The sequence below is a fragment of the Polaribacter sp. SA4-10 genome, assembly GCF_002163835.1.
Taxonomy (GTDB): Bacteria; Bacteroidota; Bacteroidia; order Flavobacteriales; family Flavobacteriaceae; genus Polaribacter.
In genome coordinates, this window is the sequence record NZ_CP019331.1 from 2073104 (window position 1) to 2085972 (window position 12869).

Annotated in this window: 15 protein-coding genes; 2 read left to right on the forward strand and 13 right to left on the reverse strand. The window is 29.1% G+C overall.

All coding sequences use genetic code 11. The features are described from left to right. Positions 1-11: 11 nt before the first annotated feature. Positions 12-1340, forward strand: coding sequence for a gliding motility-associated protein GldE (gene gldE, locus BTO04_RS09000; protein WP_087564175.1), 1329 nt, complete (start codon positions 12-14; stop codon positions 1338-1340). Then, on the forward strand, positions 1333-1884 hold the full coding sequence (gldD, locus tag BTO04_RS09005) for a gliding motility lipoprotein GldD (protein WP_087564176.1): 552 nt from the start codon (positions 1333-1335) through the stop codon (positions 1882-1884). The genes gldE and gldD overlap by 8 nt, the downstream gene beginning before the upstream one ends. A gap of 1 nt (position 1885) precedes the next feature. Here gldD and BTO04_RS09010 read toward each other — a convergent pair whose 3' ends face one another. The 13 genes from BTO04_RS09010 to rplU all read right to left on the reverse strand — a co-directional run bounded on the left by BTO04_RS09010 (position 1886) and on the right by rplU (position 12736). After that, positions 1886-3655 (reverse strand): DNA mismatch repair protein MutS, encoded by a 1770-nt coding sequence (locus BTO04_RS09010; protein ID WP_087564177.1) that lies wholly within the window; start codon positions 3653-3655, stop codon positions 1886-1888. Between the two features lie 4 nt (positions 3656-3659). Next, positions 3660-4139 carry a hypothetical protein gene (locus tag BTO04_RS09015; protein ID WP_087564178.1) on the reverse strand — a complete coding sequence of 160 codons (480 nt, stop codon included), beginning with the start codon at positions 4137-4139 and terminating at the stop codon, positions 3660-3662. A 1-nt stretch (position 4140) separates the two neighbouring features. Then, entirely contained in the window at positions 4141-5217 is a 1077-nt protein-coding gene (locus BTO04_RS09020; RefSeq protein WP_087564179.1) for a HesA/MoeB/ThiF family protein, read from the reverse strand. A 17-nt stretch (positions 5218-5234) separates the two neighbouring features. Beyond that, a complete protein-coding gene (locus BTO04_RS09025) occupies positions 5235-6344 on the reverse strand; it encodes an NTP transferase domain-containing protein (RefSeq protein ID WP_087564180.1) in 1110 nt (369 codons plus the stop codon). Continuing rightward, positions 6337-6810 carry a cyclic pyranopterin monophosphate synthase MoaC gene (gene moaC / locus BTO04_RS09030; protein WP_087564181.1) on the reverse strand — a complete coding sequence of 158 codons (474 nt, stop codon included), beginning with the start codon at positions 6808-6810 and terminating at the stop codon, positions 6337-6339. The genes BTO04_RS09025 and moaC overlap by 8 nt, the downstream gene beginning before the upstream one ends. A 25-nt stretch (positions 6811-6835) precedes the next feature. Continuing rightward, on the reverse strand, positions 6836-7192 hold the full coding sequence (locus BTO04_RS09035; RefSeq protein WP_087564182.1) for a four helix bundle protein: 357 nt from the start codon (positions 7190-7192) through the stop codon (positions 6836-6838). Between the two features lie 48 nt (positions 7193-7240). Beyond that, complete coding sequence (locus BTO04_RS09040; RefSeq protein ID WP_087564183.1) at positions 7241-8428, reverse strand: molybdopterin molybdotransferase MoeA; 1188 nt, start codon at positions 8426-8428, stop codon at positions 7241-7243. A gap of 98 nt (positions 8429-8526) precedes the next feature. Beyond that, positions 8527-9519 (reverse strand): GTP 3',8-cyclase MoaA, encoded by a 993-nt coding sequence (gene moaA / locus BTO04_RS09045; RefSeq protein WP_087564184.1) that lies wholly within the window; start codon positions 9517-9519, stop codon positions 8527-8529. Positions 9520-9526: 7 nt separating this feature from the next. Beyond that, complete coding sequence (locus BTO04_RS09050) at positions 9527-9940, reverse strand: DUF6691 family protein (protein WP_087564185.1); 414 nt, start codon at positions 9938-9940, stop codon at positions 9527-9529. A 94-nt stretch (positions 9941-10034) separates the two neighbouring features. Further along, positions 10035-10592, reverse strand: coding sequence for a YeeE/YedE family protein (locus BTO04_RS09055; RefSeq protein ID WP_087564186.1), 558 nt, complete (start codon positions 10590-10592; stop codon positions 10035-10037). Position 10593: 1 nt separating this feature from the next. Then, positions 10594-11826 carry a 3-deoxy-D-manno-octulosonic acid transferase gene (locus BTO04_RS09060; protein WP_087564187.1) on the reverse strand — a complete coding sequence of 411 codons (1233 nt, stop codon included), beginning with the start codon at positions 11824-11826 and terminating at the stop codon, positions 10594-10596. A gap of 118 nt (positions 11827-11944) precedes the next feature. Beyond that, on the reverse strand, positions 11945-12205 hold the full coding sequence (rpmA, locus tag BTO04_RS09065; protein ID WP_087564188.1) for a 50S ribosomal protein L27: 261 nt from the start codon (positions 12203-12205) through the stop codon (positions 11945-11947). A gap of 27 nt (positions 12206-12232) precedes the next feature. Continuing rightward, positions 12233-12736: a 50S ribosomal protein L21 gene (gene rplU / locus BTO04_RS09070; protein WP_087564189.1), complete on the reverse strand. Its 504-nt coding sequence runs from the start codon at positions 12734-12736 to the stop codon at positions 12233-12235. Positions 12737-12869: the final 133 nt, after the last annotated feature.

Sequence of the window (12869 nt, forward strand, 5' to 3'; positions counted from 1 at the left end):
ATTTAGAAAAATTGGACCCAGACCCCAAGCTTTTATTTTTACTTTTTGAAACTATCGATTTCTTAACAGCAATAAACGGAATTGTTTTAATTGCTTTATTAATTGGTTCTGCATTGATTTCAGGCACAGAAGTTGCCTTTTTCTCATTATCACAAACCGATATAAACGAGCTTTCTAACGGAGGAAAAGAGAAAAATATTGTTGTAACTTTATTAGAAAGACCAAGAAAATTACTTGCAACAATTTTAATAACAAATAATTTTATAAATATTTTAATCGTACTGCTCTTTGCTTCATTAGCAGAAACTCTTTTTAGCGATTTTAACTACGTATTAAACTTCTATTTCTTTACGGTTCCTATTCGCTTTTTACTAGAAATTATTCTTATAACATTTTTAATTCTCTTGTTTGGCGAGGTTTTACCAAAAGTATATGCTTCTAGAAACGCACTTCGTTTCTCTAAAGCAATGGCTAAACTTATACATGTAATAAACATTATTTTATCACCATTTAGCATGCCACTGATCTCCTTAACAAAGTGGATAGAAACTAAATTAGGAAGTAAAAACACTAATTTTTCGGTTGAAATTTTATCACAAGCTTTAGAACTTACCTCCTACGGAGCAACGACTAAAGATGAGCAAAAAATATTAGAAGGAATTGTAAATTTTGGGAATACAGAAACGGTACAAATAATGAAACCAAGAATAGATATTTTTGCACTTTCTGATGATGAACCTTACGAAACTGTACTAGAAAAAATTCTTAAAAATGGGTATTCAAGAAATCCGGTTTACCATGAACATATAGACGTTATTATTGGCGTGTTATACGCCAAAGATTTGTTAGCACACTTAAACAAACAATCCTTTAAATGGCAAGATTTAATTCGTGAACCATTTTTTGTGCCAGAAAACAAAAAATTAGATGACTTATTAGGCGATTTTAGAGCGCGTAAAAATCATTTAGCAATCGTTGTAGATGAATACGGAGGAACTAGCGGATTAGTAACCCTTGAAGACGTAATAGAGGAAATTGTTGGCGATATAAATGATGAGTTTGACGATGATGATTTAACCTATTCAAAAATTGATAAAAACAATTATATTTTTGAAGGAAAAACCACTATTAAAGATTTTTGTAAAGTTTTAGATGATGAAAATGAAGAAATCTTTGAGCAAGAAAAAGGAGAAAGTGAAACACTTGCAGGTTTTATTTTAGAGATTTCTAGAAAATTCCCGAAAAAGGGTGAGAAAATAAGTTTCAAGAATTATACGTTTACTATTGAAGCGTTAGACAACAAACGCATAAAACAAGTAAAAGCAACTAGAAATGCGTAACCTCTTTCTCTTAATTATTTCCATCATTTTTATTTCTTGTAATGATGATGTTTTACCAAAACCAAAAGCATATTTGAGTTTAACATACCCAGAAAAAAAGTATGAAAAATTGCGGATTGAAAGGCCCTTTTCTTTTGAGATTTTAAAAAATACAATAGTAATTAACGAAGCTAATAATTGGTTAAAAATTAAATACCCAGACTTAAAAGCATCCATAGATATTACTTACAGACCTGTAAATAATAATTTAAAAGAACTACTTACTGAAGCAGAAAAATTAGTTTTTAAGCATACTGTAAAAGCGGAAGAAATTATTCCAAAAGATTTTGTGAATCCTAAAAAAAGAGTTTTTGGAAGCATCTATGAAATTACAGGAAATGCAGCTTCTCACATTCAGTTTCATCTAACAGACAGCACTCATAACTTTATAAAAGGTTCTTTATATTTTTACGCAAAACCAAACTACGACTCTATTTTACCTGCAGTAAATTATATAAAAGAAGATATTTTACATTTGATGGAAACTTTAGAGTGGAAAAAGTAATTTATACAATTTCCATTTTTTTCAATAAAAATGAAGCATTCATATTTTTACAAATTCCCTTCTTAAATGTGTAGTCAAAGTAAAGTTCATCTTCAATAATTTCTGCATCAAAATAATAGTTTTTAATACCAGAAAACTCATTTTCTAATTCACACAAACTCACATCGTGTGTTGCAATAATTCCTGTAGATTTAGATTTTGTTAACTTTTCTACAAACTTTTTAGATCCAATTGCTTTGTCTTTACTGTTTGTTCCTTTTAAAATTTCATCTAAAATAATAAAGTAATCTTCGGTTGCAATTTCATCAACAATAAACTTTAAACGTTTTAATTCAGAATAAAAATAAGATTCGTCTTCCGTTAAAGAATCTGAAGTTCTCATACTTGTAATTAACTTTATTGGAGCATATTTAAAAGTTTCTGCACAAACAGGTAAACCACAATTTGCCATAACAATTGATAAGGAAACCGTTCTTAAAAAGGTACTCTTACCCGCCATATTTGCTCCAGTAACAATAAAAAATTCTTCTTTATTGATACAAAAATTATTGTCAATTCTTTTTTCTGACGTCAATAAAGGGTGCCCTAAATTGGTAGCAGAAATAACATTTTTTTCTGAAGTTATTTCTGGAAAAACATAGTTTGGATGATTAAAAACAACATTTCCTAAAGAGTTTTGAGCATCAAAAAAAGCGACTACTTCAAACCATTTCTCAACTGTATGTTTATAATTATGTATCCATCTTTCAACTTTGCAAGCATTGTTTATCTCTGTTAAAAAAAATCCATTTCCAACAACAGCAATTAGTATATTATTTCTTTGATCAAAAGCGTCTAAAATTTTAGAAAATGATTTAAATATAGTAGCTGATTTTTTATCTTCAGATTTAATAATTTCTTGTTTTTCTTTTAATGTTTTTGATTGAAAAGTCTCATTTTCAATCTCATCTAATAATTCATGATATTGCTTAAAAGTTTCTCTTACTTTGTCTGTTTCTGAATATAAGTTACTCGTTTTTTTTAAATATTTTGCAGTAATAAAAAGTCCTATAAAAAACCAAATTGTAATATAGGTGAAAGATAAATTACCAAAAGACACAAAACCAATTATACCTATAGAAATAACAGAGTATATTTTTGTTAGTGTTGGTAAAAAGCTTGGTAAAACAGCAGTGTAATTCCCAATCCAATCTGTTATAAAACCAGTAGTATTTTTTACAGTTACTAAACTTGCAATCGCGTTAAAATGTTGTCGCCATTTTGTTTTTTGTGACAGTTCTTTTATCACGTTTTGTTTCTCTAAAATAGCATCAATTTTATTTTCTGTAAGCGTGTTTGCTAAAAGGTTTTTACCATCTTTGGTTACAGTTCTGTTTATATATTGAAAGAAAGAACCAACACCAAACAAATCGATATCATTACTATAAAAATGAGTGGGGTTTATAAATTCTTTACCAGATTCTAAGTCATAAGAATTCTGTTCTAAAACAGTAATTTCAGTAGTATTAATTCTAATTTTCTCATTAAGTATTTTTCGTTCTCTTTTGAGATTTAAATATTTAACTACTAAAACACCAAACAATGAAAAACCTAAAAAGGCAATAATAAAAACATCTGGGTATTTACCAAACGTAAGATAAATTAAAAAGCATGTAGTTAAAAAAACAGCAAACCTGAAAACACTCAAATTCCGAGATTTATTTTTTAATACTTTAGCCTGATTTTCTAAAACTGATTTTTCTTGAGTGTAAAACGCAAAGGGGTTTTTCATTTAATTATTTTCTTTCTTTAAATTTAATTTCTAAATTTTTAGCCAAACTACGTCCATAAATTACAGCAGCGTTAATTTCGTCAAAAACAGCAATCTTATATCGGTTATTTCTAATATCCCAAATAGTAACTTCACATTCATTTCTAGAGTTTAAAAATGTAGAAACTCTATCTAATTTTTTAAGCTTGTGCCATTTTCCAACACCAATTGGTCCTACAGAATAAAACTTTCTGTATTTCATTTCCATTAAATTAAAATGATGATTTAAAGTAGCAGAAAACCGAATACCAAAACCTATCAAAATAATTAAAGCGGAAAGAACTCTAAAGCTTCTTATATAGTAATTTTCAGAAAATGAAACTCCATTATTTTTATAAAATACAAAAATAACATAAGCAGCTAATGAAAAGAAAACAGCAGCTAATAATCTCTCATACCAGGCTCTTTTTTGGGAAACTATTTTAAAAACTTTGTTGCTTTTCATTTTAATAACTAGAAATTCCCCCTGTTAAATTCAGCACTTTTAAGTCCGGATATTTTTCTTTCAGTTTTGTAGTTGCTTTGTAACTATTAAAGCCTCTTTGACAAACCATAACATAGGTTTTACTTTTATCAATTTTAATTTCATCAACATTAAATTCTTGAATAGGAATTGTTTTATTCACCTTAAAAGGCAACTCTAAATTGGCTAAAACTGCAATAATTTCAATATTTTTATCTTCCAATTTTTCTTTTAAATCCTTAGGTGATATTTGCCAATCAGGATTCTGAGTAGCACAAGCAATATCAAAATAGGTTTGCGCCTTAAAAAGTTCAGTAATTTGTTCTTTTAAAACAATTGGTTTTAGCTTCATTTTTAATTGCGTATTTTGAAGGGAATTATAAATCAACAACTCATTTGTTAATGGTTTTCCAATTCCGGTAATCAGTTTTAAAACTTCATTTACTTGTTGTGTAGCAATCATACCAACAATTGAATTTAGAGTTCCAGTTGTTGAACAATTAGGAATATCTGTTGCCATTTTCGGAAATGCATCTCTTAAATTTGATGAATAACTTCCGTCTTTTTGTTTCACATTAAAAGTAGAAACATAGCCATCAAATTTATACAAAGAACCGTAAACCAACGGTTTGTTTTTTATAACACAAGCGTCATTTAATAAGTATTTTGTTGGCAAAGAATCTGTTCCATCAACTACAATATCTACATCAGAAATCAAATCGAAAACATTGTCTTTTGTAATTGGATTGTTTGTAAAGCTTACGGTTGTAAAAGGCGCTCTTTTTTTTATAAATTCAGATAAAACTGCTGCTTTGGGTTTATCAACATCTTCTAAAGAATAAAAAACTTGTCTGTGTAAATTGGTAATATCTACGGTATCAAAATCAACTAAATGAATTTTTCCAACCCCACTTGAAGCCAAAAAAACTGCAATCGGACTCCCTAAACCTCCACAACCAACAACCAAAACAGCTGCGTTTTGTAATTTTTGTTGCCCAACTTTACCAATTTCTGATAAAGTAATTTGACGTTTAAAAAGTTGATTTTTTGTTGGTTTCATTTTAAGCTGAACTTGTTTTAGTGTCTATTTATCTCTTTTTTAGCAGCATCAAATTCTTCTGGCGTATTTATATTTCTGATAAAAGAAGCATCTATTTCTACAATTTCTACATCAGAATTTATCAATACTTTTCTAGGACAAGAATATCCTTGTGCTAAATATTGCAATAAAACAGGATATGCTTTTGGCTCATAAATTGTAATTAATGGCTCTACAAATTCCTTTCCTTTTCCTTTAATTGCAGTTGCAACTTTACTAGGGTTTCTATGTTTTAACAATAGCTGAATAACTTCTTCATTAATAAACGGAACATCTGTTGCCAAAACTAACCAAGCAGCATTTGGGTCTTTTTGAAACGCAGAACAAATACCGCCAAAAGGACCTAAGTTTAGAAATTTATCATGAATTTCATCTGCTTTTTCTGATACACTTTGAACAGAGTAAAACGTCTCTAAATTACTAGTTTCTAATAATTCTTTTGCAGCTTCTTTTTGAGATTTTCCATGATAATTCAATTCAGATTTATCAGTTCCCATTCTAGTACTTTTTCCTCCAACTAAAACCAACCCTTTTACAGGAGCAATCTTTTCTTGAATTAAATTATTGATGTGATTCGCAATTTTATCAAACTCATCAATTGTATAACAAGTGCTATTTTTTATATGTGGATATTTCTCCTCTAAAAAAGAAAAATACGCAGTGTCTTTTGTCAATTTTATTACAAACTGAATACAATCTAATTGTTCTAATCTTTTTAAAACTGAAGCTTCTTTTTCTTCATCTAGAATTAAAATTTGCTTTGCTCCTTGATAATGATTTCCATTAATAAAAACATAGTCAAACTGTGCAAATTGTAATCGTTGTTCAAACTTATTTACGTTACCTGATGTTGTAATTTGTAAATTTCCTTGATGATGAAAAGTAAATTCAGACAACTTATTTTCTTGAATTTCTTTTGCATGAGAAGCATCAAAATAAGCCAATTTATAATTGGATAATCTTTCTGAAACTTTATGTACCAAGTCAGAGATAGTATTACAATTTGTTCCTAGAATTGCTATTTCATTTGGAGCAAAATTATCGTTATCTCTTCTTTCTAAGTTTGTATGTTTTTTGTGTTTAGCCATTTTTAATATCCGATTTTCCGCCAGTTTTTTCTACCAACTTTACTTCTTTAATCACCATTTCTTGACTGATGCTTTTACACATATCATAAATCGTTAGACAGGTAATATTTACGCCCGTTAAAGCTTCCATTTCTACACCTGTTTTTCCTTCAATTGTTACTTTACAAAAAATTTCTATATTTTCTGAATCAATAATTTCAATATCTATATCTACGCCATTAATCAATAATGGGTGACACATAGGAATCAATTCTGAGGTCTTTTTTACGCCTTGAATTCCGGCAATAATTGCAGTTTGAAAAACTGGGCCTTTTTTAGTAATTAACTCCTCATTTGTAAAATGAGAAATCACTTCTTTTCCTAAAAACATAATTGCCTTTGCAATTGCCGTTCTTTTGGTAATTTTCTTATCAGAAACATTGACCATTTTAGGATTTCCTTTTTTGTTTATGTGTGTAAAAGTCATTTAAAAAGTTTTTAGTTTTAAATGTTTAGTTTTTAGTTAGATTAATTTGAGAAGTCTTAACAATTGAAGTTAAAATTCTAATTAATTCATGAATATCCAAAATTAAAGAACCTACATCTAAATGTGTTAGTTCGCTTTCTTTTAGTAGTCGTAACCAATATTTAGTTTCTCTTGCTTCTTTTGAAGATATTGACATTTTTGCAGTAAAGTCTCGTTTACTTTGTCCAGCTAAAGCTTCTTCTATATTTGCTCCAATAGATGTTCCACTTCTCAAAATTTGATTTGAAATTACAAATTCTTTTTCGAGTTGTAATTTTTTATAAAGAGAAATAATCTTCAATGAAAACTCAAAACTCTTTTTTTGAACGATACTTTCTTTCATAGCTATATTTTAGACTTAACACTCAAAATTAATCATTAAAAACTATAATTAGCGATAGCTAATTATTTTATAAACCTCTCCTTTTTTAAACTCAGTTTTATCATTTGGTAATTGAATAAAAGCACCTGCATTTACCAAACTTGCTAAATCTCCGGAACCGTTTCCAGTAATTGGAGTCGCAACTAAATGTCCGAATTTAGAGTTTAATTTTACTTGTAAAAAATAGGTTAAACTTGGTTTAAAAGTAACATCTTCTGATAAAATTGCAGTTTCCTCTTTAGCCTCTAATCCTACTGATTTGTAATACCAAGGATAAAAATACACTAAACAATTTACAAATGTCGAAATTGGATTTCCAGGAAAACCGAACACATTGCAATCATTTGTTTTACCATAAAAGAAAGGTTTCCCTGGTCTTTGAGCCACTTTGTGAAACAGTTTTTCTACCCCTAATTCTTCAAAAACTTCTGGTAAAAAATCAAATTTACCTTTACTTACTGCACCGCTAAAAAGCAAGACATCATATTCTTGTAAATAATTTTTTATTTTTGATTTTAAAACAGGTTTATCATCTGTAATATGAGCCGTTTCCGAAGGAATATTTAAGCGTTCTAATAAAGAAACCAACGTAAAAACATTGCTTCTTCTAATTTGATGTTCTAACGGAAATTCATCAACACCAACCAATTCATCACCTGTAGAAACAATCATTACTTTTGATTGTTTTGCTACTTTTACTAACGATTTTCCAACCGTTGCTAAAACACCTATTTCTGCTGCTGAAATTTTAGTATTTTGCTTAATTAATAAATCGCCAACTTTTCCATCTTTTCCTTTATTATGAATATTTTGGGCATTTTTGATTTCATCAATACTAATGGTTGCAATTCCGTTTTCAATATCAACATCTTCATATCTAATTACAGTATTTGTGTTTTTTGGCAAAACCGCACCTGTCATTACTTCTATACAATTGACTGAATTGTTTAAAGAAATTTGCTTACTTCCAGCCGCTTGAATTCCTTCAATTTTAAAGCTTCTTTGTCCAACTTTGAATGAAGCGTAGTCAATTGCAATTCCATCCATAGAAACCCTGTTAAAAGGCGGGAAATCTCTATCTGCTTTAATGTCTTCTTTTAAAATTCTACCTACAGATTTTATAAACGGAATTTCTTCAACTCCAAAATATTGAGTTGAATTTAAAATAGTTTGTAAAGCTTGTTCTACTGAAATCATTTTTTAAAATGTGTAATTGCTTATTTGTTTAATCGTGTAATCGTGTAATCGTCAAACTAAGGTTTACACAATTAAACATTTACACGATTACACTTTTTCTACCCTCCAATAGTACTCATACTTTCAGAAGCACCACCATCTTTTCTATTTGCTTCTGCTATAAAACCATTTTCTGGCTTCTCTTTTATTAAGGATAAAAAGAGTTCTTTTAAATCGTCATTAGATGCTCCGTCTCTTATAAAATCTCTTAAATTAAAAACACCATCATCAAATAAACAATTTTTAAATGTTCCTGTTGATGTAATTCTAATTCGGTTACAATCGTTACAAATTGTACGTGTAAATGCAGGAATTATCCCAACAGTTCCTACATGATTTTCTATAGAATAATTTCTTGATGTTGATGATTTTTCAGACTGAATTTCTTCAACTAAAAATTCTGATTTTATTTCGTTTAAAATTTTTTTAAAAGTCCAATTCTCTTGCATTTCACGTTGTCCTTTTCCATTAAAAGGCATTTCTTCTATAAAACGAACTGCAATATTTTTGTCTTTTGTTAAACGAACAAAGTCTCTAATTTCATCAGTATTTATTCCTGATTGTACAACAACATTTAGCTTTAAATTTAATGTGCTTTTCTCTAAAGTTTCCATGGTTTTAAAAACCTCATCAAAAGCGTTTCTACGTGTAATTTCGTTAAATTTCTCAGCTTTTAAACTATCAATACTTAAATTGATACTCTTTACTTTTTTTAAATTTTCTAAGGTTGTAATATGATTAGAAATCAACGCCCCGTTTGTGGTAATATTAATATCTTCTAGCAAGTCATTAAAAGACAACATTTCTAAAAACTTAACAAAATCTTTACGTACAAAAGGTTCTCCTCCTGTTAAGCGAATTTTGTTAACGCCTAATTCTGTTAACACCCTAACTACTCTGTACATCTCTTTGTACGTTAGCAATTCTTTTCTTGGAACAATATCAATTCCATGAGCTGGCATACAATACTGACAACGCAAATTACAACGATCTGTAACCGCTAACCGAAGGTAATTTATTTGTCTTCCAAAACTGTCTACTAATTTGCTCATCTACTATTTAATTTGGTAATTTTTTACTTAATAATCCGTAAATAAAAGCTCCTAAAACGGCTCCTAAAAGCACAATTAAAATTGGTAGAACTCCATGACCGAATAAAACAAACATTGGTCCTGGACAAGCACCTGATAACGCCCAACCTAAACCAAAAATTGTTCCTCCCAAAATTGTCCTTATAAAACCTTTATCCTTGTCTTTTATAAGTATTTCGTTTCCTAAATAATCTTTTATTACCCCTCTTTTAAAGAGTTGCATAAATACAATTCCGATAACAACTGCGCTACCAATAACACCATACATATGAAAGGATTGAAACTTAAACATTTCGTAAATTCTGTACCAAGAAACAACTTCTGTTTTACTTAAAATAATTCCGAATAAAACTCCTACTATTAAAAATTTGATATTTTTCATATACATATATTTTCAAACTTACTATTTACTTCTCGATTGCGCTCGAAGAAACATAATAGACGTTTTTCTGTTTTTTGTTAATGCCAATTATTGGCTAAAATATTAAAGGAATTAAAAACCAAGTCATAATTAAACCACCAATAAAAAAACCAATTGTAGCTAATAAAGAAGGTAATTGCAAACTACTTAATCCTGTAATTGAATGCCCAGAAGTACAACCACCGGCATAACGTGTACCAAAACCTATTAAAATTCCAGCACCAATTAAAATTAAGAACCCTTTTATAGTTAGTAAACTTTCTAAGCTAAAAATTTCTTCTGGCAGATAAGAACTTCCAGCATTAGAAAAACCTAAACCTGCTAATTCATTAACTGTTTCAGGGTTTAAATCTATTGTTTGAGATTGCATTAAAAATTCTGAAGAGATAAAACCTCCAATTATAATTCCTGCTACAAAAAACAAACTCCATTTACTTTCTTTTAAATCTACTTTAAAATAATCTGAAATTTTTCCTGCTCCACCAATTGTACAGAAAGTCTCTAAACTTCTAGAAACACCAAAAGCTTGTCCAAAATAGAACGTTAAAAATAGTACAAAAGCAATTAATGGCCCTCCAACATACCATGGCCAAGGTTGTGTAATAAACTCCATTTTATAATATCTTCTTTAAATAATTCATAATTAACTTTGTTGCACCAAGATGATCTTGGATGTATTTTTTATTGATTTTCCCTGTGGATATTCTAAAACCTTCATCCGATTTTAATCTCGTAAATGTAGTAGAAAACTCTTGATGATTACTGATAGAAATACATCCTTTTAAAGAAACCAAATCTACTGCTTCCTTAAATTTGTCGTATTTATTTCCAATAACTACAGGAATTCCAAAAGTTGCAGGTTCTAAAATATTATGTAATCCTGTTTTTAAACCTCCACCTACATAAGCAACATCTGCTGCTGCATAAATTTTGGTTAGAATCCCAATTGTATCAATTATAAAAACCTGAGATTCTGATAAATTTTCCCCTTCTTTTTCAGAAAACAAAATTGTTTTTTTATTGATGAGTTTCTTCATCCCAAAAATAGCTTCTTGCTTAATATTATGAGGCGCAATAATAAATTTTTCATTTTCCGATGCTTTATTATTGATGTAATCAATCAATAATTCTTCATCTTCTTGCCAAGTGCTTCCTGCTACTATTGTATATTGATTATTTTTAAATTCATTTATAAAATCAATTGAATTGTCTTGCTCTAAAATTTTAGAAACTCGGTCAAAACGCGTGTCACCAGCAATAGTAACAGTATTTAAATTAATAGAATTCAGTAACTCTTTAGAGTTTTTATCTTGTACAAAAAAGTGATGAAAAGCATCCAAAGATTTTCGCATAAAACCTCCATACCATTTAAAAAAAAGTTGTTTTTCTCTTAAAATTCCTGAAACTAAGATTGTTGGTACATTCTTCTTTTTTAACTCATTTAAAAAATTAGGCCAAAATTCATATTTAATAAATATTGCCAAAGTAGGATTTACTTCTTTTATAAATTTCCTTGCATTTCGTTTAGAATCTAAAGGCAAATAACAAACTACGTCTGCTAAATTGTAGTTCTTTCTAATTTCATATCCTGAAGGAGAAAAAAATGTAACTAGAATTTTATAATCAGCGTAGTTACTTTTTATTTCTTCTATAATTGGTCTAGCTTGCTCAAACTCACCTAATGACGCAGCATGAAACCAAATTATTTTCTCATTCTTTAATTTAGCTATTTTAGAGAACGTTTCTCTTCTTCCATCAACAAAAAGTTTTATTTTTTTATTGAATAAAGCGTTAACTGATACTAAAATACGAGCTATAAAAATTAATATATTATATAAAAAATTCATAAGCAGTAAATGTACAAACTATCAAATAGAAATAAAAGTTGCATTTAAATTATATGTACAAAAAAAACGCTCAAACATATGTTTGAGCGTTTTAAATAATTTTAGAAAACTTAATCTCTTAAGCTTCAAAAGGTGTAATAGATACATAAGATCTATTATTCTTTTTCTTTCTAAACTCAACAACTCCGTCAACTTTTGCATGTAAAGTATGATCTTTACCCATGTAAACGTTTTCTCCTGGATTGTGAGTTGTTCCTCTTTGACGAACAAGAATATTACCTGCTATTGCAGCTTGTCCTCCAAATATTTTTACACCTAGACGTTTCGATTCTGATTCTCTACCATTCTTCGAACTACCTACTCCTTTTTTATGTGCCATGATACGATGGTTTTAAAATTGAATTTTTTATTTAGTTAAAGCATCAATTAATTCAGCTTTCTTTAAAGAAGTATATCCAGAGATACCTTTATCTTTAGCGGCTGCTTTTAATTCTGCAACAGTCATAGAACTATAATCTGTTGAAGCTTCTTTTACTTCAGCTTTAGTAGCAGCTTCCTTTTTAGGAGCAGCTTCTTTATTTGCTGATTTTTTAGCACCAGTAGCAGCAATAGATTCAATTTGAATCTCGCTTAAATACTGTCTATGTCCATTTTTCTTTTGGTAACCTTTTCTTCTTTTCTTTTTGAAAACGATTACTTTATCACCTTTTAGGTGACCTAGAATTTTTGCCGTTACTGCGGCTCCTTCTATAGCTGGGGCGCCAATTGTTACACTTCCTGCGTTGTCAAGTAAAAGAACGTTATCAAAAGTTACTTTTGATCCTTCTTCTCCTTGTAAACGATGAACGTATACTTTTTGGTCTTTTGCTACTTTAAACTGCTGCCCTGCTATCTCTACGATTGCGTACATACTATTTGTTTTGCTTATTATACTTATTATTTTACATCTTTCTAATGAAAATGCGGGAGCAAATGTACATCTTTTTTACTATTTTACAAGATGTATTTTAAAAAATAATTACATCACAGTCAACAGAATAAAA

What these genes read in the sequence shown, in the direction of transcription:
- gldD (WP_087564176.1), top strand. Translation starts at nt 1,333, where the DNA reads ATGCGTAACCTCTTTCTCTTAATTATTTCCATCATTTTTATTTCTTGT.
- BTO04_RS09010 (WP_087564177.1), bottom strand. Translation starts at nt 3,655, where the DNA reads ATGAAAAACCCCTTTGCGTTTTACACTCAAGAAAAATCAGTTTTAGAA.
- BTO04_RS09015 (WP_087564178.1), bottom strand. Translation starts at nt 4,139, where the DNA reads ATGAAAAGCAACAAAGTTTTTAAAATAGTTTCCCAAAAAAGAGCCTGG.
- BTO04_RS09020 (WP_087564179.1), bottom strand. Translation starts at nt 5,217, where the DNA reads ATGAAACCAACAAAAAATCAACTTTTTAAACGTCAAATTACTTTATCA.
- BTO04_RS09025 (WP_087564180.1), bottom strand. Translation starts at nt 6,344, where the DNA reads ATGGCTAAACACAAAAAACATACAAACTTAGAAAGAAGAGATAACGAT.
- moaC (WP_087564181.1), bottom strand. Translation starts at nt 6,810, where the DNA reads ATGACTTTTACACACATAAACAAAAAAGGAAATCCTAAAATGGTCAAT.
- BTO04_RS09035 (WP_087564182.1), bottom strand. Translation starts at nt 7,192, where the DNA reads ATGAAAGAAAGTATCGTTCAAAAAAAGAGTTTTGAGTTTTCATTGAAG.
- BTO04_RS09040 (WP_087564183.1), bottom strand. Translation starts at nt 8,428, where the DNA reads ATGATTTCAGTAGAACAAGCTTTACAAACTATTTTAAATTCAACTCAA.
- moaA (WP_087564184.1), bottom strand. Translation starts at nt 9,519, where the DNA reads ATGAGCAAATTAGTAGACAGTTTTGGAAGACAAATAAATTACCTTCGG.
- BTO04_RS09050 (WP_087564185.1), bottom strand. Translation starts at nt 9,940, where the DNA reads ATGAAAAATATCAAATTTTTAATAGTAGGAGTTTTATTCGGAATTATT.
- BTO04_RS09055 (WP_087564186.1), bottom strand. Translation starts at nt 10,592, where the DNA reads ATGGAGTTTATTACACAACCTTGGCCATGGTATGTTGGAGGGCCATTA.
- BTO04_RS09060 (WP_087564187.1), bottom strand. Translation starts at nt 11,826, where the DNA reads ATGAATTTTTTATATAATATATTAATTTTTATAGCTCGTATTTTAGTA.
- rpmA (WP_087564188.1), bottom strand. Translation starts at nt 12,205, where the DNA reads ATGGCACATAAAAAAGGAGTAGGTAGTTCGAAGAATGGTAGAGAATCA.
- rplU (WP_087564189.1), bottom strand. Translation starts at nt 12,736, where the DNA reads ATGTACGCAATCGTAGAGATAGCAGGGCAGCAGTTTAAAGTAGCAAAA.